Genomic DNA, 19,491 nt, shown 5'->3' on the forward strand with positions numbered 1-19,491 from the left:
AGAGGACTCACCTCATGAGCGCCCGTACCTGGCGCCCGGACGGCCCGGGTTCCTTCCAGGCCCCGGCCGGCGTCCGCGCCGTCCGCGACAACCGCGGCCGACTCTGGACCCGCAACACCACCCGCTGGACCTGCAACGGCTCCCACTGGATCCGGTGGCGCGTCCTCGTGGCCGACCACGGCCCCGTCACCGAGGCCCCCGTCCACCCCGCGCAGCGGGCCACCTCGAGCACCCTCCCCACCAGCGGGAGGCCCCGGTGAGCGCCCGCATCACGCTGCACTGCAACACCCTCTGGCGAGACGGCTCGTGCACGAGCCAGGTCATGACGGACGCCCGGACCGTGGAGGAGGCCCGCACGGCCGCCGGCCGCCGCGGGTGGCGCTCCCACCCGGACGGCACGGACTACTGCCCGCCCTGCTCCGGCGGCGGCCCGGCCCGCCCCGTCACCGTCCTCCACCTCCACGGAGGCACACCGTGACACACCCGGTCTCCCCGCCCGTCATGGACCCCGGACACGGGCAGTGGGTACACGACCACGTCCTCCCCACCCGGGTCCTGGCCCGCGCCGGGGAGGCCCGCACCCTCGGGGACCTCTTCCTCACCCGCTGCGCCTGCCAGTACGGGCCGTCCGGCCGCTGCCACGCCGGCCAGCACGACCGCTGCGCGCACCGCTCCCAACCCGACTTCTACGACGCCGGGTTCCCGGAGTCCTACCTCCTGAGCCGACGCACGGACGGCGGCCACGCCCCCGTCCTCGCCGAGGTCTGGCCCGCCGGCCACGCGTGCCGGTGGCGCTGCTCCTGCCCCTGCCACAACCCCGACCCGGAGGCCGCGCAGGACCGCGGGCTCCTCTTCGACATCCACGGAGCCACCGCATGAACCAGCCCACCCCCGCCGACTTCCACCGGATCACAGGGGAAGCCCTCTCCCACGGCATCGCCGGTGACCGGATGCGCGGCGTGGCCCTCCTCCAGCCCCTCGTGGACGCCGGCCCCCTCTCCACGTTCGCCCTCCTCGGCGGACTGGCCGAAGTCGCCGCCCACACCGCGCTGCAGAACCAGCTCCCGGGCGAGACGTTCGGCCTCCCCGTGAACAACGTCCTCACCGGAGAGCCCGCCTCCGCGGACGTCCTCCCGCCACCTCTCCGGTTCGCCGCGCAGTTCGTCACGACGTGGGCCAACCGGGACCGGGACACCGCCCGCGCCCTCTTCGAGACCTTCGCCTTCGAGAGCGACCGCACCGGCTCCCCGGACCTCGCAGAGGCCATCGGCCTGGTCTACGACATGGCCGTCACCACCGGCGCCGAAGTCGTCCGCCAGGCCCGCCAGGAACGGAGGAAGGCGTGAGGCCGTCCGGATGCGCGACCACGCTCCTGGCCGCCGCGTACCTCTCCGCCGGCGCGTTCCTTGCCCACGCCGCCACGGTGACCGTCAACAACGGAGGCTCCACCCGCTACGCCGTGACCCTCTACGCCTCGGCCGGCCTCGCGGCCGCCGCCGCGGTCGGCACCGTCACCGCTACCCGCCGCCCACCGCACCCCCGCACGGCCACGGCCGCCGACGACCGGCGCGCCCTGGCGGCCACGGACCCGGACGAACTCCACCGCACCGCCGTCGTGATCTGCCCACAGGACCGCGGAGAGGACCCGTTCGCCTGGAGCGAGCCGGACAACCTCCCGCCAGTCCCCACCCGAACCACGGAGAACCCCATGACCACCAGCAACCAACCGCCCTGTGAGGTCCCGCACGAGACCCCGGAGGAAGAGGAGAGCTGCGAGCGGCGCCGCCTCACCGGAGCCGGGGACCAGGAGGAGCCGCAACTCCGCGCGTTCCACGAGCTCCGGGAGTCCGGCCTCCTCTGGCTCATCAACCACCGCCTCCTCCACCGCCGAGGCCTCGCCCTCGCCCTCCACCTCGACGCGGACGACGGAACGGCCACCGGCTGGAACCTCCTCCGCTCTCCGGACGGACAGCCCTGGACGTTCGACACCGCGACCAACGAGCACGGCCGGGAACGCGCGGAGGCCACCCTCACCGCCGCCGGCGCCCTCCCCACCCGCCAGGTCCCCGAGTTCCCGCCGTTCACCGGCGACACCGCCGAGTGCCCGAAGTGCTCCTACGACCTGGTCCGGACGACGTACTGCCACGCGCTCACCGCCATGGCCCGGGACACCCTCAACGAGCTGTGGGTGTGGGGGCCTCTCCCGGAGCGGCACCGCCGCGAGTGCGAGCGGTGCGAATACCAGTGGTTCGAGGCCACCGGCCAGGACCCGACACTCCCCGTCCCGCTCACGGAACGGCAACTCGCCTACGCCCTGGACAACTCCACGCCCTACCCGGAAGAGCTCCACCCCCAGGTGGCCGCCGCCATGGCCGCCAGCCTCGTGAAGATGTTCACCGCGTACGCCCGGCCCGGACACGTCGTGTGGGACCCGGAGGTGGAGGAGGCCCGCCCCGAAGACGTCCGGCCGACCCCGGCCGACGACGCCCCGCCGGCGGAGGTCTCCGCGGACGAGGCGGCCGGCGCATGAGCCGCCGACGTACATACACGCGCCGCTGCTCCGGCCCCGGCTACTGCCCGGAGACGAGCACGATCGAGTACACCGCCCGCCGGGAGCTGGAGCACGTCCCGAAGGACTGGAAGTGCCCGCGCCACGCCGCCCCGGACGAGTGGATGACCACCAGCAACACCGAGACGACCACCGTCCTGGAGCTCCAACCCCGCTACCTCGACCGGCCCCTTCCCGGCCAGGAGCCGCGTCTCCTCGGCTACTTCTGGGGCCCGCCCGGCGGCCGGGCCAGCCACGGGTCCGTCTCCGGCCCCGGCTTCCGCGCCCTCGGGGACAACTTCCCGCCCGGTACCCGCCTCACCGTCACCGCCACGATCACCCTGCCCGACCCCCCGGAAGAGACCGGCACATGACGTACCGGCTCCGCCTCCACCGGCGCGTTGACCGCCTGGCCGTCTGGCTCATCGACCACGGCCAGCACCGCGCCGCGCTCACGCTCTGGCGCACCTTCCGCATGGTCTGACCCCTCCTCACCGAAGGACCCCAACCCACCCATGACCCTCACCCGCGCGGACCTCCCCAGCCACCTCGGCCGGTGGGTCACCGTCGCCAACCCGAACCCCCACCTGGCCACCGCCGCCACCTGGTACGGCCGCCTCGTCGCCCTGTCCGACGACCCCACCGTCATCATCCAGGCCCCCGGCGGCGGACAGGGCGTGTTCCCGCAGGCCTTCACCATCACCCCGGCCGACCCCCCGGAGCCCGGCTCCGTCTCTCCCCGCCGGCAGGCCGCCTACGAGGCCGTATACGCCCTCATCCGCCAACTCGGCGCCTACCTCCCCCCGGACCCCGCCCACCGCAACGCGGTGATGTGGCGCGCGGTCACCGCCGCCCTGGACGCCGCGAACATCCCGGCCCCGGCCGACCCCTACGACCCCACCCCGGCCTCCAACTACCCGCCCGGTGCCACTCCGGGAAATGACCGAGACACCGTGACCTCCACGGAACTGGGCCGAGCCCTGGAGGAGTCCCACCACGGATGGGCCCTCGACCTTTCCCCCGAGTGCGCCGACGTTATGGCGGAGAGACTGCTGCAGCGGTACAACGTCCGCCCTCGGATCGGCCCCGGGGACACGGGGGACCAGACGTCCCCGGCGAGCGGGGGACACGTCCACCTCCCTGTCCCCCTGGACGAACGCGGATGCGACCTGACCAGCGGTGTCCCCGTCCGCCCCCACCCCGAGGACAACGGGGACACGGCAGGGGACACCGGCGAGGGCGGCGTCCGCTTCGCCTACACCGCGACCGTCCGCCGCGGCCAGGTCCGCCAGGCCATCACGGAGGCGTTTGACCTCCTCGGCGCCGAGCTCGACGCCGCCCCCCACCGCACGGAGGACAACAGCCATGGCGCATGACGACGTGATCACCCCCCTCCACCAGGTCCCGGTAACCGCCGTCCGCGTCACGTGGCTGGACCTCGCCGGCACCCCGGACCACCCGTGGGCCGTCACCTACCACTTCAGGGACCCGCTCCTCCTCAACCTCGCCCGCCGCCGCCCCGCCCCGTCGATCATCACCGTCCACAGCGGGGAGTACCTGGCCGCCCTCACCGCCCCGGAGGACCACCCAGAGCGCATGCGCGTCTGCTACGTCGCGCGGAGCCTCCGCCGCTCCTCCCCCGGCAAGTCCCTGGAGGTGTGGGCCGAGATCGAGGAGGGCCGCTGGTGGTACGCCCTCCTCCCCTGGTACCAGGGCAGGCCCACGGCGGACTGGCCCCTGGAGCCCGACCGCGGCCAGGAGCTCCACGCCGCCGGCGTCCTCCGCGACGTCGGCGCGTACACCTGGCCCCCGCTCCACCCGCTCCGCAAACCCTCCACCGTCCCGCCCGGAACCCCCATCCTCATCGCGGACACGAACGTCCCCCCACCCCCACACGGCTACCCGGAGCCCGCCCGGCCGCAAGGACGGCACGCCCGCCACCCCGCCCCTACCGCGTGACCCACGCCACACCCCGTGTGCTCCTCCGGAGCGGACCGCACGGCCGGCCGCCGGAACGCTGGAGACCAGGCACCGGGTGATGACTCCCACGGCCGGGCTGCCCACCACAGGGCAACCCGGCCGACCCGTACCCACCAACCTGAAACCGCGGCCACCCGGCCGACCCGTACCCACCAGCCTGGAGACCCTGATGACCACCAGCACCGCCGCCACCTACGCCACCGCGTACGCTGTCCTCACCGCCGCCCACGAGGCCGGGGACTACCTCGTCCAGCGCGACACCGACGCCCGCGACAAGGGCAAGCACGGCCACCTCGGCCGCGCCGCCTGCGCCCGGCACGTCGCCACCTACACCGCCACACAGGCCCTCACGCTCCTGGCCGCCGACCGCGGCCTCGACCTCCGCCTCAACTGGCGCCGCGCCGCCGCCGGCCTCGCCCTCTCCGCCGCAACCCACTACCTGGCCGACCGGTGCGCCACCCATTGGGCGGACGACACCCCCGCCGCCCCGCTCCTGGTCCGCGCCGCCCACGCCGCCGGAAAGGGGACCTGGCTCCAGCGCGACCCCGCCGCCGGCGCCCTCCTGGACCAGGCCTGGCACAAGACCTGCATCGCCCTGGCCGCCGCGGTGGCCGCCTCCGGACGACGCTCCCGAGGCGGCTTCCCTGCCACCACGACAAAAGCAGCGATTACGAGCACGCCGTGACGCCCCAGTAACTAGCCTGCCCTAGATGGGATACAGGTCTGATTGGCAGGACGGCCGCCGGGCATGGCAGCGGCTTAACGGCTGGCACAACAGGAACCCCACCCACCCCGTTCAGCGTCGCGACGACGGAGAGAGCGCCCTGGCCGCGCTCAAGGACATCCACCGAGTCCGCAGCCTCCTCGACCTGGCCGAGCAGAACGCGATCATCACCGCTCGCCGAGAGGGGATCTCCTGGGCGGAGATCTCAACAACCCTGCACATACCGCGTGCTGAACTCGAAGCACGGTGGGCCGACCTCGACACCGATCGGTGACCAGCGCGCCACCCGCACGGCACGCGGCCCCCCTCACCCGACACCACGGGCGAGGGGGCCACACCCTCACCAGGACCAGCTACTCCACCGGCATCCGATCCACCGTCGACACCTTCACGCTGCGGATGTCCCCGATCTTCCCGTTCGTGATCTCCGACTCCAACGGAGCCGTGTCCCCACGGTTAGTCTTCCCTGGTCCCACGTTGTCCGCGGTGATCCCCGTCGTCCCCAGTACGTCACCGTCCTGGTCCAGGAAGCGCAGTTGAACGAAGTACGAGGCGTCATCCTTGCCGCCGTTCGTCACCTCGTACGCCACCACGTACGCCTTCGGCCCCCACACGTCGTGGTCCTTGACGCCTGAACTCACGATCTTGACGTCCCGCTTCGCGATGTCCTCCCCGGCCGCCTTCGCCGAGTCCCCGGAGCCCGCCTCCTGGCCCGCCGTCGCCGCGGTGCTCTCCTTCCCCGCGTCGCCGGTGCCCCCGTCGCCGGAGCACCCGGCCACCAGACCCACGGCGGCCACGGCCGCACCCACGGACAACATGATCTTGCGCATGGAACCCTTCCTCGCTGCTCACTCCACGAGCGGCAGACGGTAGCCGCGCGACGCCGCCCCGGAGGCCGACACAGGGGAGCACCGCCCACATGAGGCATACCTAGACCACATGACCGAGACACCCCACCCCCTCCACCTGATCAATCCAGGCCGCTAGTCTCGGCTCCGCTCATCGGGAGCGGCGCGTCACAGCGTTCCCGGCGCGACGGCCCGCTCCGGCCGGCGCTCCACAGCGAACGGCCCCTCACCGGACCTAGACACCGGGTGGGGGGCCGTTCGTGGCTCCAGCTCGCGGCCCCTGGCCCGGAGGTCATCCGCCAGGGGCCGCGTCACTCGAAGAACCCGAGGGCCGTGTCCGGCCGACAGTGGATGCACGCCGGGACGCCCTGGCGCAGCGCATCGACCGCCGCCTCCCGCGGCACCGGCTGACACCGATCCGACTGCTCCGCCGCCCAGCAGTCACCGCAGTGGACCGCGTCCACGTTCCGCCGGTTCAACCCGTACTGGACCAGCCACTCCGGCGGCTCCGGCCGGTGCTCCTCCGCGTACCGCCGCTCCGCCTCCCGACGCTCCTCCTGAGCGATCCACCCGTCCAGCTGCCGGAGGCTCGCCTCCGCCTGCTGCACCACCACGCGACGCGCGAAGAGCAGCAGCTCCAGACGACTCAGCTCACCATCGCTCACGCGTTCGAATGTACCTCCGGTGTGTCCGCACAGCACACGGCCCCCGGCGCGGAGGTCATCCGCCGGGGCCCGGAGCGTGCGTGGCTACTCGGCCACGAAGTAGCGCGTCGCTGAGCCCGTCCCGCGTCGCTCAATCACGCCGTGCTGGACGAGTAGGACCAGGGTTCGCCGGATCGTTCCTACGGTGACGCCGAAGCGCTGTTCCAGGGCGCCGAGCGTGGGGAGCCTCTGGCCGGGGAGGAGGTGCCCCTCCTGGACGTCCTCCTGGAGAACGTCCGCGATGCACTCCGTCATGTGGCGCCCGCCACCGGACCACCGGCCGCCCACGGCTCGGTCAAAGTGCTCAAGGGTGCGCATCGGGCACAACCGCTCCCCGGCCGCGAGCTCCCGCCGTGGCGACGGTGCTCCTCCCACGTTGTAGAGCGGGCGCTGAGTGCGGATGATGCGGAGCTCAGTGTCGAGGGCGGCTTTGCGGCTGGCGAACCACTTAACGGTGACGTGCTGAGCGAGCGGCCACCAGGTGAGTGCGGCCCGTTCCTGGTGCTGCTTCCAGCGGCGCGGCGGGTTGTCCGTGACTCCCACGTACAGGGTCTCCCCGCCCGTGTTGAGGAACCGATACAGGGCGCTGAGGCCTGGACGTGGCTCCGGAGCCGTGAGGCTACGCCTTCCCCCCGCTTGGGCCTCCGTCATCAGTTGTCCCACGCTGTTTCCCCTTCCCGATCGGCCCCCGGGTCCTCCCGGACCCGGAGTAGCCCAGTTCGATGTCCTGGACGGTGGAAGGGGAGACACCGATCTCCTCCGCGATCGTCTTCCGCGTGGCTTTCTCGGCGCGCCGTGCCAGGACGTAGTCCCGACGTAGGGCCTTCAACTCCTGGAGCTCCCCGGGCTGCTCCCGCAGGAACTCGCTGATCGCGTGCGCACGCGCCTGCGGGTCCTCCATCGCCTTCAAGGCTTTCAGGGCGTCGAACACGCGCTGGACCTCCTCGCCACCGTCGTCCTCAAGATCGGCCATTTGGGCCCCAATCTGCCATGGCCGGTTGCCCAAATTACGGGAGTCCCGTAATTTGGGCAACCGGCGCCACTCCGCGCCTACAAGTCGGCCCCGGTCGGTGTCTTCCACAACAGCCGACCGGGGCCCGCCAGACACCTGCACACACAGGAGCTGACGCAGTGAGTAACTGTACTGATCAGATCAGGATCGGTGGCCCGAGTGGCACCGTTTCCGTCGACCGCGCGGCGGTCGGTGAGGTCCTGGCCCTCATGGCCGGCCACTTCACCAGGGTCCGCCCCGGTGGTTACCTCACGCCCGTGGCGCTCGGCGCCGCGGTGGCCGGTGAGGTCTACAACGCCGGTGGCCGTACCTCCCGCGCGAACGGGGCGGCCGTTTCGACGGCCGTCACGGCCGCGCTCCCCGCCGCCGACTTCACCAGCACCCGCGGCCAGTACGCCGTCCTCCTCCGCGAGGCGGCCACCGCGCACGGCTGGAGCGACGACGACAACGAGCGTGCCATCCCGACCGTGCCCGGCCCCCGCCCGGCGCCCGCGCCGAGCCCGCGCCCCGGTGTCCCCGGCCCGCGCCCGACCACGGGGGAGGTCGACCGATGAGCGCGGAGACGGAGCAGCAGCGGGCCGCCCGGGCCTACGCGGCCGGTCGGAGGCAGCGCGAGGACGCACAGAGGGTCGCCGACAACGTACGGAGCGGCGGGGCGAACAGCGCTGGCGCGCAGACCGGGGGTGCCCGGTGACGTGCTGCGGACGGCCCATGAAGGACGAGGGCGGAAAGAAGGTGTGCGGGTCGTGCGGCGCCTGGTTCCAGGGCGTGGCCCCGGCCCCGGCCGCGGTGACGGGGGGTGGCCGGTGATGGGTCTGCGTGACTTCGCCCGGTCCCTCGTACCGGGCAATGACGGCGCCCTGGCCGTGGAGCTCCAGCACCGCGCGGAGGAGAAGGAGCGGGCGCGGAAGGCCAAGCAGGAGAGGGAGCGGGAGGCGGAGCGGGCGCGGCGCGCCCGGGCCTCCAAGCAGCGGCTTGCCCGGAAGGGCAGCGGAGCCCGCCTCTTCTGACCCACCAGAACGCCAGGAGCCGGACCCGTACCCGCGGGTCCGGCCCTGCTGTGGAGCACAGAGCGAGAGACGAAAGGGCTACGGCCATGAGCAGGAAGAGGAAGACCCCGGAGGCCCCCCGGCCGCCGAAGGTCCCCGGCGTCCGTCACGTGAAGACGACGGTGTACGACGTCGAGGCCCGGACGTTCGAGGGGGAGACCTCCTACCGGCAGGTTCCGCGGACGGTGTGGGTGCCCGCGCCGCCGCGTGACTGGGACGCCGTGGTGGCCCGCGCGCTGGTGTGCGCCGCCATCCTGGGGACGGTCCTCTCCCTTGGCTGGTCCACGGACTCCATCGGCCACCTCCTGGACCGCACCGGATCCGACGTGACGGCGTACGCCGTGGCGGTCGTCTTTGACGTCGTCTGGCTCGCGTGCCAGGCCCGGGAGTGGCTGGAGCGGGAGTACCCGGAGCGGGCCGCGGGCGCGAAGGTCGGCGGTTACGTGTGCCTGGCGCTCGCCATGGCGGCGATCTTCGCCAACGGCTACGAGGCCGGGGAGACCGTCGCCGGAGCGGGCGGCGCGGCCGTCTCCGCCCTGGCCAAATTCCTGTGGGTCCTGGCCCTCGGCTACTACGCCGTGGAGCTGGACGAGGGCGCCGCGTACGACCTCCACACCCGCCGTCAGAGCATCGCCGTGCGCCTGGCCCTCCGGGCGAGCCGCCGCCGCCTGGACGCTGCGGAGGCGTACGAGCGGCACGTGTACGGCGACCAGGGCGGCGTGGACGTCCAGGTGACCCGGTACGAGGCGCCGGAGACCGCGCCGGCGGCCGTCCCCGCCCCGGTGTCCCCGCCCGTCCCCGCCGTGTCCCCGGCTCCCGCTCCGGCGTCCCTCTCGACTCCTCCGCCCGCCCCGCCGGCCCCGGCCCCGGCGGCCACCGTCCCCCCGGTGTCCCCGCAGGCCCCGGCCGCCTCCACGGTTCCTGTCCCCCCGGCCCCGGCGGACGCCCGTGAGCGTGTCCTCACCTCCCTCGGGCTCCCCCTGGACCACCCGGGCGGCGTCCCCGCCCCGGACCAGGCTCCGGCCGAGCCCGTGAAGGAGCCCGAGCCGGCGCCCCGCCCCGTCCTCAAGGTCGTGGGCGGCAAAACCGACTTCATCCGCGCCGCCATCGCCGCGGACCCCCGCATCACGTTGGACGACCTCACGGACCAGGTCCGGGCCGCGTTCGGCGACAAGCCGAACCTGCGGAAGGACGTGAGGCGCCTGCGTGCCCGTATCGAAGGGAAGGCCTCATGATCTACGTCATTGGGCTGTGGTTCCTCGGGGGCGTCGCCGTGGCGCTCTACGGGACCCGGCCAGGAAGCCAGGAACGCGGGCAAGCCGTCGCCCTCGTGGCGGCCGTCCTCCTGATCCTCCTGTGGGAGCAGTGGTGAGCGGCCAGCCCGACGAGGACGAGCTCCAGCTCCGTGACCGCCTCCGGGACCTCGGCGTCTCCTACGCCCCCGCCCCGGCCGGCGCAGCGCTCCGGGAGCCGGGGGAGGGCCACCTCGAGCAGGCCGCCCCCGCGGCGGAGGAGGCCTCCGTCCCGGCTCCCCGTCGGACCGCTCCGCGCCTGCCGGACTGGTGGGCACCAGAGCGCCCGGACGTCACCGCCGAGGACAAGCCGGCGGAACCGGCGCCCGCCCCCAGCGATGAGGACGCGGAGGACCAGGAGGAGCCCGCGCTACCGCAGACGCCGGCCACGCCGTCCTCCAGCCCCGACCGCGCCGACTTCCAGACCCGCATGCGGGAGTGGCTGGAGTCCAAGAGGGAGCCCGCCAGGCCGGGGGACACCGGCCCGGACGACGACCATGCACCGGACGATGACGAGGACACGGGGGAGGACGACGGGGACACCGCAGGGGACGGCCCGGAGCCTGGCGGACCCGTCCGCAAGATGGCAACCGGCCTCAAGCGCCGGGCCCGCCGTCCCGGCCGGCGTCCCCGGTTCGCCGCCGCTGGCGTTCCGCACACCATGAAGCCGGAGCGCCGCTCCCTCGTGGAGATCATCCGCTCCACCCCGGACCAAGTCTGGTGGATGGCCTACAACGGCAGCGCCCTGGCCGCCGGGTTCTGGCTCGGCTGGCCGCAGTGGGTCAAGGACGGCACGGCCTTCCTGGCGGCGGAACACCCCACCCTCACGGACACCTACTCCCTGACCTGCTACGCCCTGGCGGCCGGCGTGCTCGTCCTGGACTACCGGGCCCGCGGCTGGCTCTTCCCCGTCTCATGGCTGGCCCGCATCCCCACCGCGTCCCTCGTGGTCGGCGTACCGCTGTACGGCGTCGACACCCCGATCTCACAGCTGTACTGACACCCCGGAAGGGATCATGAGTTTCCTCGCAGGCGTCGGCGTCTTCAGCTTCGCCGCCATCCTGACCGTCATCCTGTGGTACGGCACGAAGGACAATGAGGGCGGCCAGCTCGGCCCCCTCAAGTGGGGATGGATCGTCGTCCTCGGGCTCCTGGCCGGCGCCGCCTACCGGGTCGTGGACGGGTTCCCGTTCAACATCATCACGTCTCTGCTCAACGATGTGCTCGGGATCATCGGCGTGGCTCTCCCGGAGCTCACCCTCCCCGGCCTCGGCCTCCTCCTCGTCGCACTGCTCGCGTTCAAAAAGAGCAGCCGGCGCGGCATCGCCATGCTGTGCATCTTCCTGGTGTTCGTGAGCTCGGACGCCAGCGGCCCGTTGGAGGAGGTCGCGACCCGCATCGAGACCATCGCCACGGAGCTCCCGAAGTGAGCGCGGCCCACCTGCACCCGGTCCCCGACCCTGACGACGCCCCGGCCACCGAGGCCGGGACCGTGCCGGGGGAGGAGGCCGTGGTCATGGAGCTCCCCGCCCCCGAGGTCCGGGAAGACACGGCGCCGGGGGAGCCGGCCGAGGACGACGACCAGGAGCCGGGGGAGGAGGACGGCCCCCGGCATGCCCTGGCCGTCCCCGACCTCCGCCCGTACGTGAAGGTGGACCGCCAGGCCGTGGGGGAGCTCGGCGCCCTGGCCGCCGACGTCACCCGGTCCACCGGGCCGCGGCTGGGCTCCGCCCTCCGCCCTGTCTGGCAGCTCCTCCGCGTCGGCGTCCGCGTCCTGGGCCTGGTCCTCCACGGCTGGTTTACCGGGCAGCTCTGCCCGAAGGTTCCGCCGTTCTGGCGGCTCCTGGCCGCGCCCGTCTTCGTCCTCTACTCCATCGGCTTCGCCGTGGCCGCCGATCCCGCCGCCTCCCTCCTCCTCATCCCCGGGTGGCTCCTGGTGGCCGTGGCGGTGGAGCGGTGGGCCGTCGTCAAGGCCTCCCGGGACGCGAAGGCGAAGGCCTCCGCGAAGGCCGGGAAGGGGGCGGCGAAGGAGGGCCGGAAGGCCTCCGGGAAGACGTCCCCGCCGTCCTTCGCGGCACGACTCGTCAAGGCCCGGGAGCGGACCTCCGCGGAGGCGCCGGCGGAGGCCTCCCCCGAGCCCGCCGCCGAGGCCGGGAAGGGCCCGGCGGAAGAGGCCCCGGAGGACCAGGAGGAGCCCCCCGTCCAGGAGGACCCGCCGGCCCCCTCCCGGGACCAGATCGTGAGGGCCCTACACGCCCTCGTCGGGGGGTCCTCCGGGGTGCTGGACACGGCCCTCCGCGACCGCCTCCGCTACCCCTCCACCCGGGCCGTCCGGGAGGCCCTGGACGCGGCCGGAATCCCCCACCGCGAAGGGGTGCGCGCGGTGGGCGGGAACGGGCCCGGCGTCCACCGCCTCGACTTCCCGCCCCTTCCCCCCTCTCAAGAGGGGCCCCCTGGAGACGGCGTTGTCGCAGGTCACGACGCCAACAACAACGCCAACAACACCGGAGAGGGGTCCGGGAAGGGGTCGGCTGTAGAGGGCAACGAGTATCCGTTCGACGTCGTCCCGGACCCCGAGCGTGGCCCTACCTTCTGGAGAGTCGTTCCCCATGACCAGCACCAGACCGCCGCGCGGCCCGGGCCGCAGGGCCCCGCCCGGGCACCAGGACGCCCGCCACGAGCGGGCAGGAAACGAACCGGCCGGGCCGACCACCCGGACCACTGACAACGGAGAGGAACGACCGTGCAGCAGGACCACCAGGAGACCCCGGCCGAGACCGACACGGCGCAGCTGCGCGCCGGAGACCGCATCACGCTGGACGAGCTCGCCGTCCACCTCTCGGCGGTGGACGTGCGCCTCCGGCAGCTCGCCCGCGCCGCCGAGGACCCGGACACGCCCGTGGAGCTGGAGCCCACCATCGACTCCCTCCGCCAACTCGCCGGCCAGGTCCAGGAGCTCGGCGACCGCATGGGCCACCTGGCCCGGATCGTGGAGGGGGACGTCCCCCTCGCCCCGCAGCTCGGCGTGCAGCGTGACCCGTGGGGCGCCGCCGCCCTGGACACCGACCGGGAGGACTTCGGCGGCCCGGCCGTCATCCCCACTCAGTGGCAGCTCATCCGCCTCGCGCAGGACGCCGGCGACGACGCCACCACGTACCCGGCCGCCATGGCCGACGTCCCCCGCTCCGTCCTCCTCAGCTGGGAGTCGAAGGCCGCGGGCGCCCGGCGCCGCCGGGAACGGGACGCGGAGGTGAGGGCCGAGACGCTTCGGATCCCGTGCGAGCGGTGCCAGGCGGCCTCCGGTGAGCAGTGCCGCACGTCCAGCGGGTGGACCGCGGAGCAGGCGCACACCGGCCGCCGGAGGGAGGCGGAGGCCCGGGTGGACGCGCGGCTCGGCTACGTCGGGGACAACCCCGTGGCCGTCGCCGAGGCCTGACCCTGACTCATTCGAACGCAATGACCGGTTTGTGATGTTGCCCGGAACGGTGACCTCCGGCCCGGGGAGAGGGCAAGCTAGGAGGTGAACGGATTGTGAGGAGGAGGGCATGGTGGGCACGTACGTCTACCGGTGCGACAACTGCCGGGAAGAGTCCGACCCGCTGACCCGCCGTGAGCTGGACGTCGTCCGGTACGACCACCGCCACCAGTTCCACGGCGGCCTCAAGCCGGACGGGGAGCTGGTCCTCCAGCCGGAGCGCATGCGCCTGGCGGACCTCCCCCGGGAGCAGCGCATCGTCGGGGGAATCCTCCTGGCCGTCATCCTCCTGTCCTTCCTCGCGAAGATCGCCTAGCGCCGGGCACGACAATGGGCCGCACCTTCCCGTGAGGGTGCGGCCCTTTGCGCGTTGGGGCCCCGCGACCTCGAGGCGGCCCGCCGGCCGCGTCCGTTCACTCCGCGGAGGCCGGCGCCCTCTTCTGCCGCTGCCGCGCCGTGCTGGTGCTCCGGGCGATCGTCCCCACCCATTCCCGGTCATACGGCGTGTAGGAGGACACCTCCTCCGGTCCCCGGCCGGCCTCGTAGTGCTTCACGATCTCCGCGCGGATGAGCGGACGCGCCTTGTCCATGGCGGCCTCGGCGCGCCGGTAGTCGGCGGTGAACCGGTCCAGCTCCTCCAGGGCGGCGGCCTGGACGGCCGGGTCGTACTTCGGCGCCGGCCCCACCGCGTTCGGGCCCTTGAGCGGCGGCACGGGGGGTGTGGCGTTGCGGCCGATGTCCCCAATCCAGTTCCGGTCATAGGGGGTGTGCTCGGCGATCTTCCCGGGCCGCGCGTTGCGTTCCCGGAGGTGCCGGACGATCGCCTCGTGGAGCGCCAGGCGGGCAGTCTCCCGGGCGTCCTCGGCTGCTTTGAAGTCGGCGGAGTGCTTCGCCAGGCGGGCGAAGTGGCGGGGTGTGGAGGTCATGGCAGGCACTATGCCATCCCGGTTTGCAAGGCAGCAAGGCTAAGCGGGTGAACGTCACGCCACATCTAAACGGCTTGACATTGCAAAGTGACCTTGCTTACATGGTGGTGCCGAGGGTCAACGGGACCCACCGAGGAAGAGGGGCCGACATGGCACGCACCATCACCCGCCCGCAGTTCGAGGCCCTGCGCACCGCCGCACCCGTCACCGAGTGGCAGGACCTCCCCGCCTCCCACGCCCTGGCCTCCCTCAAGGACCGCCGCGCGGTCGTGGCCCGGCGCAGCACGGTGGACGTGCTGGTCCGCCTCGGCCTGGTCGAGCTCGCAGACGGCGCCGTGAGCGAGGAGACCGGACGTCCGTGGAACCGGATTCACGCCCTCACCCCGGCGGGCGAGGCCATCGCCGCCTCCCTGGAGGAGGGCGGCCCCCTGGTCACGCTGGACCGCATCGCGGAGGCCGTGGCCGCGCAGGCCACCACCCCGGCCACGCCGGCGCCCGCCGTCACCCCCGGCGACGTCATCCGCCCCGGCGTCACGATCCGGAAGGACGGCCGCATGCAGTGGACCGTGGAGCGGGACGGCCACATGGGCGTGATCTTCGACGAGGGCGGCATGTCCCGCGGCCGGTGGGCCGCCTGGTCCCCCTTCGCCGCCACCCGCCACAACATCGCCGCCTTCACCCACAACGCGGAGGAGGCCGTGGACGCGATCCTGGCCACCCTCCCCGCCCGCGTCTCCACCCTCGCGAAGGCCTCCGGCCACACCCCGGCGGACATCGTGGACGAGGCCGGCACCCTCGCGGACGAGTGGGCGAGCCAGGGCCCGCGCGCCGTGTTCCGTACCGCGGTCATCGCGGATGAGGCCGAGCTCTCCGGCCCGGCCGCCCTGGCCGTCCTGGAGGCCCTGGCCGCCCGTGCCGCCGAGGAAACGGCCGCCGAGGCCGCCCCCGTCCCCGGGGAGCCGGAGTGGCGCACCCTCAAGGGCGTGCAGGTCCCGTTCTTCCTCTACGGCGAGGAGCGCGAGGGCGGCCGGTTCGCCCCCGCCGGGGACCGTAAGCAGGTCACCGGCCAGCCGCTCCGGGTGGTCCGCCTCTGGATGAGCGGTGACATCCGCTACGGCGAGGACGAGACCGGCCGGGAGCTCTACCTCTGGGGGGCCGCCTCGAAGTTCTGGGCCGCCCCCGCGCGGTGACGGCCGCCGCACACCCGGACATGCCCCGGGCCGCCCGCCCCTGGCGGACGGCCCGGAGGGTGCCCGGCCACCCCGGCCGCACTGAACACGGAGGACCGCATGAGCAACGAGACCACCACCCCCGCTTTCCAGGACGGTGACCGCGTCGTGTGCGCGGACGGCGTGGCCCGCACCGTCCGCGGCATGGCGCCGCAGCTCCCCGGCGAGCCCGCCCACGTCGTGGTGGAGGACGGCACGGAGTGGATCGCAGCCAACTGCCGCCGCGCCAACCCGGAGGACCTGGCCGCCGCCCGCACGATCTCCCACCACGCCGGCATCCGTGTCCGCCAGGACCCGGACCCCGCCTCCCCGCAGTGGTGCGCCGCCCTGGCCGACCTCACCGCCGCCATGGACTACCTCAAGGCCGCGGAGACCGACGGCACCATCCTGGCCGCCATCGCCTCCGGCGCTGCCTCCGCCGCCCGGGACGTCGCAGAGATCACCGCGCGCCACGAGGCCGGCGCAGACACGCCGCTCCCGGCGGACCAGGAGGAGGCGGCCCTCCGTGAGGAGGCCGTCGCCCACTTCACCGTCCTCGCCGCGGACGGCAACGCGCACGCCTTCCAGCGCGTCCAGCCGCACGGCGCCTCCTTCCCCGTCGCCTGGACCTACCGCACCGGCTACGGGTCCGCCGCCCGGTACGGGTGGGTGACCGCCCGGAGCGGACGGCGCAACGAGGCCCCCGTGGAGTACCGCTGGCAGGCCGAAAGGGCCGCGCTGGAGGCCGCCGTCCTCACCGACGAGCCGTCCCCCGTAGCGGGAGCCTTCGCCACCATGTCCCTGGACGACCTCCGCGAGGCCGTCGACCGCCTCCGGGACCGCGCCGCACGCACCCGCGGCACCCGCCCGCAGGACGTGTTCGACGACGGCGTACGCGCTGCCCTGGAGGTCCTGGCCGCGTGCCACTTCGCCGAGGTGTCCCGCGGGTTCAACCCGGCCGCCGAGGTGGGCGCGAAGGACCACGACCCGAGCGTGACCGGCCTGGTGGTCGAGCCGCGGGGGAACGGACACGTGACCGCGTATTGGGTCCAGGAGGGCCGGTACGTCCAGGCGGACGGCCGCCCGTGGATGCACCAGCTCCGTGACCTCCGCCGGAAGTTCCAGGACGCCGGCTGGGAGGTCGTCCCCGGCGGCCGACGCGTGGTGACCGCCTACCGGCCCACCGTCTGACCAGGATCGACAGGGCGTCCCGCCTCCCTCGTGGAGGCCGGGGCGCCCTGCCGTTCCGTCACCGCTCCGCAACACGCCCTAACGAACACGCTAGGCAAGTTGACTTTGCAAAGTCACTCCGTCAGTATCGAGGTGCAGGCAGGGCGAGGGACCCGGCCGCAGACGGAGGGAGCACACCATGAGCAAGACCACCGCCACCGCCGCCCGCACCCTGGCCCGCCTGGTCGAGGCCGAGGACGCCGCCACCGCCGCCCGCCGCGAAGAGGCCCGCGCCGCCGGTGTCGCTGAGCGCGCCGCCGCCCGCGTCATCAAGGCCCGCACCGCCCGCACCGAGGCCCGTAAGGCCCTCCGCGCCGCCGAGCGCGCCGGTAAGGGCATCGCCGCCGCCACCCGCCGCCTGGCCACCCGCGAGGCCCGCCTCGCGGAGCTGGTCGAGGCCGCCCGCACCCGGAAGGCCGAGGCCACCGCCGCCCGCCGCGCCCGCCGCTCCGCGGAGCGCAAGGTGGAGAGCATCGGCCGCCGCGCCGCCCTCGCCGCCACCCGCTCCGTCCAGAAGATCGCCGCCGTCCTCGGCGAGGCCGTCCTCACCCCGGCCCCCGAGACGGACCCGATCATGGACGCCGACGAGCTCCCCGCCGTCGAGGTGATCGAGGCCCACGCCGCCCGTTACGCCGAGCTGGACCGCCAGGCGAAGGACACCGCGAAGCTCGCCGAGGCGGAGAAGACCTGGCTCCGCCGCCTCCCGACCGGCACCCACGGCCGCGTGGTCATCACCCGCACCCCCGGCCGCTCCGTCCTGGACAACGCGCGGATCGAACTCGACTACATGGACCGCTTCCAGGAGCCCGCCCCCCGCAAGTCCACCCGCTCCACCTTCAAGTGCGACGCGACCGCCGTCCTGGCCGCCGACGAGGCGGACGCCGCCGCCCTCACCCTCATCGCCTGACCACCCCCACCGGCCGGGCGCCCCGTACGGCGCCCGGCCCCCTACCGCACAGAGAGCAGAGGCACCCCATGGCCACCATCCGCCGCAACTGGACGAAGCGCGTCGAGGGCATCCGCGCCGCCGCCCTCTTCTGCCGGGCGTACGACTCCTCCACCGGCCACATGGTCACCGTCGACCCGGCCCGCGCGTTCGAGGTCTGGGAGGCCAACCCCCGCGCCTCCCTCTACGAGAACACGCCCGGCGCGAAGTGGACCGTTCACGTTCACTCGAACTCGTTCTACGTCCTCACCACCACGGACCCCGCCGAGGCCCGTAAGGAGGCCGCCCCGGCCGCCCCGGCGCCCGCCCGGGCCACGGCCCCGGTCCCGGCCTCCCGGCCCTCCACGGCCCCGGCGCGCACCGCCGGGGAGGAGGCCGTCCTCCAGGACGTCCGGGAGTACATCCAGGACGCGCCCGGCGTCGGCGCCCGCACGGTCGCCGCGGCCACCGCCGCGATCGGCTCGAAGGTCCAGGCCGGCCGGATCACCCGGGACCGGCTTACCGGCGCCCTCCCCGCCCTCACGGCCGCCGTGACCGCGAAGGCCGTCCGCGACATGCGCGGCCAGGGCCTCACCCACGAGCAGATCCGTATGCGCCTGGAGCGCAAGCGCGCCGAGGCCATCCACGCCCGCGACCACGGCCGCGTGACGGTGGCGGAGGCCATGCTCGCCGCCCACGCCGGGATCGTCGCGGACGAGGAGGCGCGCGCCGCCACCGCGGCCCACCAGCTCCCCGCCGCAGACCGGCCCGCCCTCCCGGGCCCGGAATCCGACCGCCGGGCCTGACTCGCCCCCGCCCGCTCCCGGCCGGGCGCCGTCCCCCTCACGGCGCCCGGCCTCACCCATGAGACGAGTTGAGATGAGCAGCAGCACGCCGCGCGCAACCCACCTCACCCCGGAGGAGCTGGAGGAGCTGCGCGCCCGCGCCCGCCGGGAGGCCGGCCCCTTCGTCAACCCAACCATCCTGGGCACCGCCCGGGCGCACAACCCGGAGTGGGCGACGGAGATCCTGGGCCGCCCCTCCGGCGCCCGCCGGGCGACCTGGCCGGAGCTCTACCTCCTCCACCTCGCGGCCGAGGCCGAGCCCACACCGCCCCCGCCGCCGAAGGAGACCGCAGCCCGGGCCGCCCGCGAGGTGCAGGAGGAGGAACGCCGCCGCGCCGCCGCCGAGGAGCGGGCCCGGCAGGTGGAGGCATGGCGGGAGCTGGAGGCCGCCCTCCTCAAGGCCGGGGCCCGCGTGGACGTCCGGCACAACTACACCTCCCACCGCCACCTGGAGACGTACACGCAGGGCGGGGACCACGTGGTCCTCCTGGACCCGCTCCACGTCGGCCGGCTCCACCGGGAGGCCGGGGTGAGCCTCTGTCACACCCCCAGCAACGCGCACAACGTGGCGATCCTGGAGCCGATCCCAGACGGCCGCCTCCCGTCATGCCAGGCATGCCTACGGATCGCGCGGAGCGTGGCCCGCCGCGTGACCTGACCTGCGGGGACACCGTGTCCCCGCCCATGTCCCCCGGCAGCGCCACGCCACACAGATAACGTGTTGA

The 19,491-nt window shown here is 73.9% G+C and carries 30 protein-coding genes; 25 read left to right on the forward strand and 5 right to left on the reverse strand.

The window, feature by feature from the left end; translation table 11 throughout:
* The first annotated feature begins 14 nt into the window (after nucleotides 1-14).
* The 10 genes from NI25_RS20465 to NI25_RS20510 all read left to right on the forward strand — a co-directional run bounded on the left by NI25_RS20465 (nucleotide 15) and on the right by NI25_RS20510 (nucleotide 5,526).
* Entirely contained in the window at nucleotides 15-260 is a 246-nt protein-coding gene (locus NI25_RS20465) for a hypothetical protein (protein WP_061443827.1), read from the forward strand.
* Nucleotides 257-478, forward strand: a complete 222-nt coding sequence (locus NI25_RS20470) for a hypothetical protein (RefSeq protein WP_061443828.1) — start codon at nucleotides 257-259, stop codon at nucleotides 476-478. Before NI25_RS20465 ends, NI25_RS20470 begins: the two co-directional genes overlap by 4 nt.
* On the forward strand, nucleotides 475-879 hold the full coding sequence (locus NI25_RS39425; RefSeq protein ID WP_061443829.1) for a DUF6248 family natural product biosynthesis protein: 405 nt from the start codon (nucleotides 475-477) through the stop codon (nucleotides 877-879). Before NI25_RS20470 ends, NI25_RS39425 begins: the two co-directional genes overlap by 4 nt.
* Nucleotides 876-1,346 (forward strand): hypothetical protein, encoded by a 471-nt coding sequence (locus NI25_RS20480; protein ID WP_061443830.1) that lies wholly within the window; start codon nucleotides 876-878, stop codon nucleotides 1,344-1,346. Before NI25_RS39425 ends, NI25_RS20480 begins: the two co-directional genes overlap by 4 nt.
* Nucleotides 1,343-2,530 (forward strand): hypothetical protein, encoded by a 1,188-nt coding sequence (locus NI25_RS20485; RefSeq protein ID WP_061443831.1) that lies wholly within the window; start codon nucleotides 1,343-1,345, stop codon nucleotides 2,528-2,530. Before NI25_RS20480 ends, NI25_RS20485 begins: the two co-directional genes overlap by 4 nt.
* A complete protein-coding gene (locus tag NI25_RS40515) occupies nucleotides 2,527-2,922 on the forward strand; it encodes a hypothetical protein (protein WP_061443832.1) in 396 nt (131 codons plus the stop codon). Before NI25_RS20485 ends, NI25_RS40515 begins: the two co-directional genes overlap by 4 nt.
* Nucleotides 2,923-3,063: 141 nt before the next feature.
* Nucleotides 3,064-3,924 carry a hypothetical protein gene (locus NI25_RS20495; protein WP_061443833.1) on the forward strand — a complete coding sequence of 287 codons (861 nt, stop codon included), beginning with the start codon at nucleotides 3,064-3,066 and terminating at the stop codon, nucleotides 3,922-3,924.
* Nucleotides 3,914-4,507 (forward strand): hypothetical protein, encoded by a 594-nt coding sequence (locus NI25_RS20500; protein WP_061443834.1) that lies wholly within the window; start codon nucleotides 3,914-3,916, stop codon nucleotides 4,505-4,507. Before NI25_RS20495 ends, NI25_RS20500 begins: the two co-directional genes overlap by 11 nt.
* A gap of 190 nt (nucleotides 4,508-4,697) precedes the next feature.
* A complete protein-coding gene (locus NI25_RS20505) occupies nucleotides 4,698-5,213 on the forward strand; it encodes a DUF3307 domain-containing protein (RefSeq protein WP_061443835.1) in 516 nt (171 codons plus the stop codon).
* A gap of 25 nt (nucleotides 5,214-5,238) precedes the next feature.
* Nucleotides 5,239-5,526, forward strand: a complete 288-nt coding sequence (locus NI25_RS20510) for a hypothetical protein (protein WP_061443836.1) — start codon at nucleotides 5,239-5,241, stop codon at nucleotides 5,524-5,526.
* A gap of 79 nt (nucleotides 5,527-5,605) precedes the next feature.
* Here the strand turns inward: NI25_RS20510 and NI25_RS20515 are convergent, their stop codons facing one another.
* The 4 genes from NI25_RS20515 to NI25_RS20530 all read right to left on the reverse strand — a co-directional run bounded on the left by NI25_RS20515 (nucleotide 5,606) and on the right by NI25_RS20530 (nucleotide 7,777).
* Nucleotides 5,606-6,082 (reverse strand): hypothetical protein, encoded by a 477-nt coding sequence (locus NI25_RS20515; protein WP_061443837.1) that lies wholly within the window; start codon nucleotides 6,080-6,082, stop codon nucleotides 5,606-5,608.
* A gap of 329 nt (nucleotides 6,083-6,411) precedes the next feature.
* Nucleotides 6,412-6,765, reverse strand: coding sequence for a DUF6233 domain-containing protein (locus NI25_RS20520; protein WP_061443838.1), 354 nt, complete (start codon nucleotides 6,763-6,765; stop codon nucleotides 6,412-6,414).
* A gap of 84 nt (nucleotides 6,766-6,849) precedes the next feature.
* On the reverse strand, nucleotides 6,850-7,455 hold the full coding sequence (locus NI25_RS20525) for a GntR family transcriptional regulator (protein WP_061443839.1): 606 nt from the start codon (nucleotides 7,453-7,455) through the stop codon (nucleotides 6,850-6,852).
* Nucleotides 7,424-7,777, reverse strand: coding sequence for a helix-turn-helix domain-containing protein (locus NI25_RS20530; protein ID WP_061443840.1), 354 nt, complete (start codon nucleotides 7,775-7,777; stop codon nucleotides 7,424-7,426). The genes NI25_RS20525 and NI25_RS20530 overlap by 32 nt, the downstream gene beginning before the upstream one ends.
* Nucleotides 7,778-7,935: 158 nt before the next feature.
* Here NI25_RS20530 and NI25_RS20535 point away from each other — a divergent pair, with 158 nt between their 5' ends.
* The 10 genes from NI25_RS20535 to NI25_RS20570 all read left to right on the forward strand — a co-directional run bounded on the left by NI25_RS20535 (nucleotide 7,936) and on the right by NI25_RS20570 (nucleotide 13,948).
* On the forward strand, nucleotides 7,936-8,370 hold the full coding sequence (locus tag NI25_RS20535; protein WP_148315142.1) for a hypothetical protein: 435 nt from the start codon (nucleotides 7,936-7,938) through the stop codon (nucleotides 8,368-8,370).
* On the forward strand, nucleotides 8,367-8,510 hold the full coding sequence (locus NI25_RS39430) for a hypothetical protein (RefSeq protein ID WP_158508454.1): 144 nt from the start codon (nucleotides 8,367-8,369) through the stop codon (nucleotides 8,508-8,510). Before NI25_RS20535 ends, NI25_RS39430 begins: the two co-directional genes overlap by 4 nt.
* 115 nt (nucleotides 8,511-8,625) lie before the next feature.
* The gene (locus NI25_RS20540; protein ID WP_061443842.1) at nucleotides 8,626-8,826 is read left to right on the forward strand and encodes a hypothetical protein; all 201 of its coding nucleotides are present in this window, start codon (nucleotides 8,626-8,628) and stop codon (nucleotides 8,824-8,826) included.
* 86 nt (nucleotides 8,827-8,912) lie between these two features.
* Nucleotides 8,913-10,100, forward strand: a complete 1,188-nt coding sequence (locus tag NI25_RS40520; RefSeq protein ID WP_061443843.1) for a hypothetical protein — start codon at nucleotides 8,913-8,915, stop codon at nucleotides 10,098-10,100.
* The gene (locus NI25_RS39435) at nucleotides 10,097-10,237 is read left to right on the forward strand and encodes a hypothetical protein (protein WP_158508455.1); all 141 of its coding nucleotides are present in this window, start codon (nucleotides 10,097-10,099) and stop codon (nucleotides 10,235-10,237) included. The genes NI25_RS40520 and NI25_RS39435 overlap by 4 nt, the downstream gene beginning before the upstream one ends.
* Entirely contained in the window at nucleotides 10,234-11,157 is a 924-nt protein-coding gene (locus tag NI25_RS20550) for a hypothetical protein (protein WP_061443844.1), read from the forward strand. The genes NI25_RS39435 and NI25_RS20550 overlap by 4 nt, the downstream gene beginning before the upstream one ends.
* Before the next feature lie 16 nt (nucleotides 11,158-11,173).
* Nucleotides 11,174-11,587: a hypothetical protein gene (locus tag NI25_RS20555; RefSeq protein WP_061443845.1), complete on the forward strand. Its 414-nt coding sequence runs from the start codon at nucleotides 11,174-11,176 to the stop codon at nucleotides 11,585-11,587.
* Nucleotides 11,584-12,882 carry a hypothetical protein gene (locus NI25_RS39440; protein ID WP_061443846.1) on the forward strand — a complete coding sequence of 433 codons (1,299 nt, stop codon included), beginning with the start codon at nucleotides 11,584-11,586 and terminating at the stop codon, nucleotides 12,880-12,882. Before NI25_RS20555 ends, NI25_RS39440 begins: the two co-directional genes overlap by 4 nt.
* Before the next feature lie 18 nt (nucleotides 12,883-12,900).
* Complete coding sequence (locus NI25_RS20565; RefSeq protein ID WP_061443847.1) at nucleotides 12,901-13,593, forward strand: hypothetical protein; 693 nt, start codon at nucleotides 12,901-12,903, stop codon at nucleotides 13,591-13,593.
* Between the two features lie 109 nt (nucleotides 13,594-13,702).
* Entirely contained in the window at nucleotides 13,703-13,948 is a 246-nt protein-coding gene (locus NI25_RS20570; RefSeq protein WP_061443848.1) for a hypothetical protein, read from the forward strand.
* 97 nt (nucleotides 13,949-14,045) lie between these two features.
* Here NI25_RS20570 and NI25_RS20575 read toward each other — a convergent pair whose 3' ends face one another.
* Nucleotides 14,046-14,558, reverse strand: coding sequence for a hypothetical protein (locus tag NI25_RS20575; protein ID WP_061443849.1), 513 nt, complete (start codon nucleotides 14,556-14,558; stop codon nucleotides 14,046-14,048).
* 149 nt (nucleotides 14,559-14,707) lie between these two features.
* Here NI25_RS20575 and NI25_RS20580 point away from each other — a divergent pair, with 149 nt between their 5' ends.
* The 5 genes from NI25_RS20580 to NI25_RS20600 all read left to right on the forward strand — a co-directional run bounded on the left by NI25_RS20580 (nucleotide 14,708) and on the right by NI25_RS20600 (nucleotide 19,424).
* A complete protein-coding gene (locus NI25_RS20580) occupies nucleotides 14,708-15,748 on the forward strand; it encodes a hypothetical protein (RefSeq protein ID WP_061443850.1) in 1,041 nt (346 codons plus the stop codon).
* Nucleotides 15,749-15,847: 99 nt separating this feature from the next.
* A complete protein-coding gene (locus NI25_RS20585) occupies nucleotides 15,848-16,957 on the forward strand; it encodes a hypothetical protein (RefSeq protein ID WP_061443851.1) in 1,110 nt (369 codons plus the stop codon).
* Between the two features lie 178 nt (nucleotides 16,958-17,135).
* A complete protein-coding gene (locus NI25_RS20590) occupies nucleotides 17,136-17,903 on the forward strand; it encodes a hypothetical protein (protein WP_061443852.1) in 768 nt (255 codons plus the stop codon).
* A gap of 68 nt (nucleotides 17,904-17,971) precedes the next feature.
* Nucleotides 17,972-18,727, forward strand: coding sequence for a hypothetical protein (locus NI25_RS20595; RefSeq protein WP_061443853.1), 756 nt, complete (start codon nucleotides 17,972-17,974; stop codon nucleotides 18,725-18,727).
* A 73-nt stretch (nucleotides 18,728-18,800) separates the two neighbouring features.
* On the forward strand, nucleotides 18,801-19,424 hold the full coding sequence (locus NI25_RS20600; protein ID WP_061443854.1) for a hypothetical protein: 624 nt from the start codon (nucleotides 18,801-18,803) through the stop codon (nucleotides 19,422-19,424).
* Nucleotides 19,425-19,491: the final 67 nt, after the last annotated feature.

The organism is Streptomyces sp. CCM_MD2014 (genome assembly GCF_000772045.1).
Taxonomy (GTDB): Bacteria; Actinomycetota; Actinomycetes; order Streptomycetales; family Streptomycetaceae; genus Streptomyces; species Streptomyces salinarius.

Coding starts and splice junctions, on each gene's coding strand:
- NI25_RS20465 (WP_061443827.1), top strand. CDS start 15: ATGAGCGCCCGTACCTGGCGCCCGGACGGCCCGGGTTCCTTCCAGGCC.
- NI25_RS20480 (WP_061443830.1), top strand. CDS start 876: ATGAACCAGCCCACCCCCGCCGACTTCCACCGGATCACAGGGGAAGCC.
- NI25_RS40515 (WP_061443832.1), top strand. CDS start 2,527: ATGAGCCGCCGACGTACATACACGCGCCGCTGCTCCGGCCCCGGCTAC.
- NI25_RS20495 (WP_061443833.1), top strand. CDS start 3,064: ATGACCCTCACCCGCGCGGACCTCCCCAGCCACCTCGGCCGGTGGGTC.
- NI25_RS20500 (WP_061443834.1), top strand. CDS start 3,914: ATGGCGCATGACGACGTGATCACCCCCCTCCACCAGGTCCCGGTAACC.
- NI25_RS20505 (WP_061443835.1), top strand. CDS start 4,698: ATGACCACCAGCACCGCCGCCACCTACGCCACCGCGTACGCTGTCCTC.
- NI25_RS20510 (WP_061443836.1), top strand. CDS start 5,239: ATGGGATACAGGTCTGATTGGCAGGACGGCCGCCGGGCATGGCAGCGG.
- NI25_RS20515 (WP_061443837.1), bottom strand. CDS start 6,082: ATGCGCAAGATCATGTTGTCCGTGGGTGCGGCCGTGGCCGCCGTGGGT.
- NI25_RS20525 (WP_061443839.1), bottom strand. CDS start 7,455: ATGACGGAGGCCCAAGCGGGGGGAAGGCGTAGCCTCACGGCTCCGGAG.
- NI25_RS20530 (WP_061443840.1), bottom strand. CDS start 7,777: ATGGCCGATCTTGAGGACGACGGTGGCGAGGAGGTCCAGCGCGTGTTC.
- NI25_RS39430 (WP_158508454.1), top strand. CDS start 8,367: ATGAGCGCGGAGACGGAGCAGCAGCGGGCCGCCCGGGCCTACGCGGCC.
- NI25_RS20540 (WP_061443842.1), top strand. CDS start 8,626: ATGGGTCTGCGTGACTTCGCCCGGTCCCTCGTACCGGGCAATGACGGC.
- NI25_RS40520 (WP_061443843.1), top strand. CDS start 8,913: ATGAGCAGGAAGAGGAAGACCCCGGAGGCCCCCCGGCCGCCGAAGGTC.
- NI25_RS39435 (WP_158508455.1), top strand. CDS start 10,097: ATGATCTACGTCATTGGGCTGTGGTTCCTCGGGGGCGTCGCCGTGGCG.
- NI25_RS20555 (WP_061443845.1), top strand. CDS start 11,174: ATGAGTTTCCTCGCAGGCGTCGGCGTCTTCAGCTTCGCCGCCATCCTG.
- NI25_RS20570 (WP_061443848.1), top strand. CDS start 13,703: ATGGTGGGCACGTACGTCTACCGGTGCGACAACTGCCGGGAAGAGTCC.
- NI25_RS20575 (WP_061443849.1), bottom strand. CDS start 14,558: ATGACCTCCACACCCCGCCACTTCGCCCGCCTGGCGAAGCACTCCGCC.
- NI25_RS20580 (WP_061443850.1), top strand. CDS start 14,708: ATGGCACGCACCATCACCCGCCCGCAGTTCGAGGCCCTGCGCACCGCC.
- NI25_RS20585 (WP_061443851.1), top strand. CDS start 15,848: ATGAGCAACGAGACCACCACCCCCGCTTTCCAGGACGGTGACCGCGTC.
- NI25_RS20590 (WP_061443852.1), top strand. CDS start 17,136: ATGAGCAAGACCACCGCCACCGCCGCCCGCACCCTGGCCCGCCTGGTC.
- NI25_RS20595 (WP_061443853.1), top strand. CDS start 17,972: ATGGCCACCATCCGCCGCAACTGGACGAAGCGCGTCGAGGGCATCCGC.
- NI25_RS20600 (WP_061443854.1), top strand. CDS start 18,801: ATGAGCAGCAGCACGCCGCGCGCAACCCACCTCACCCCGGAGGAGCTG.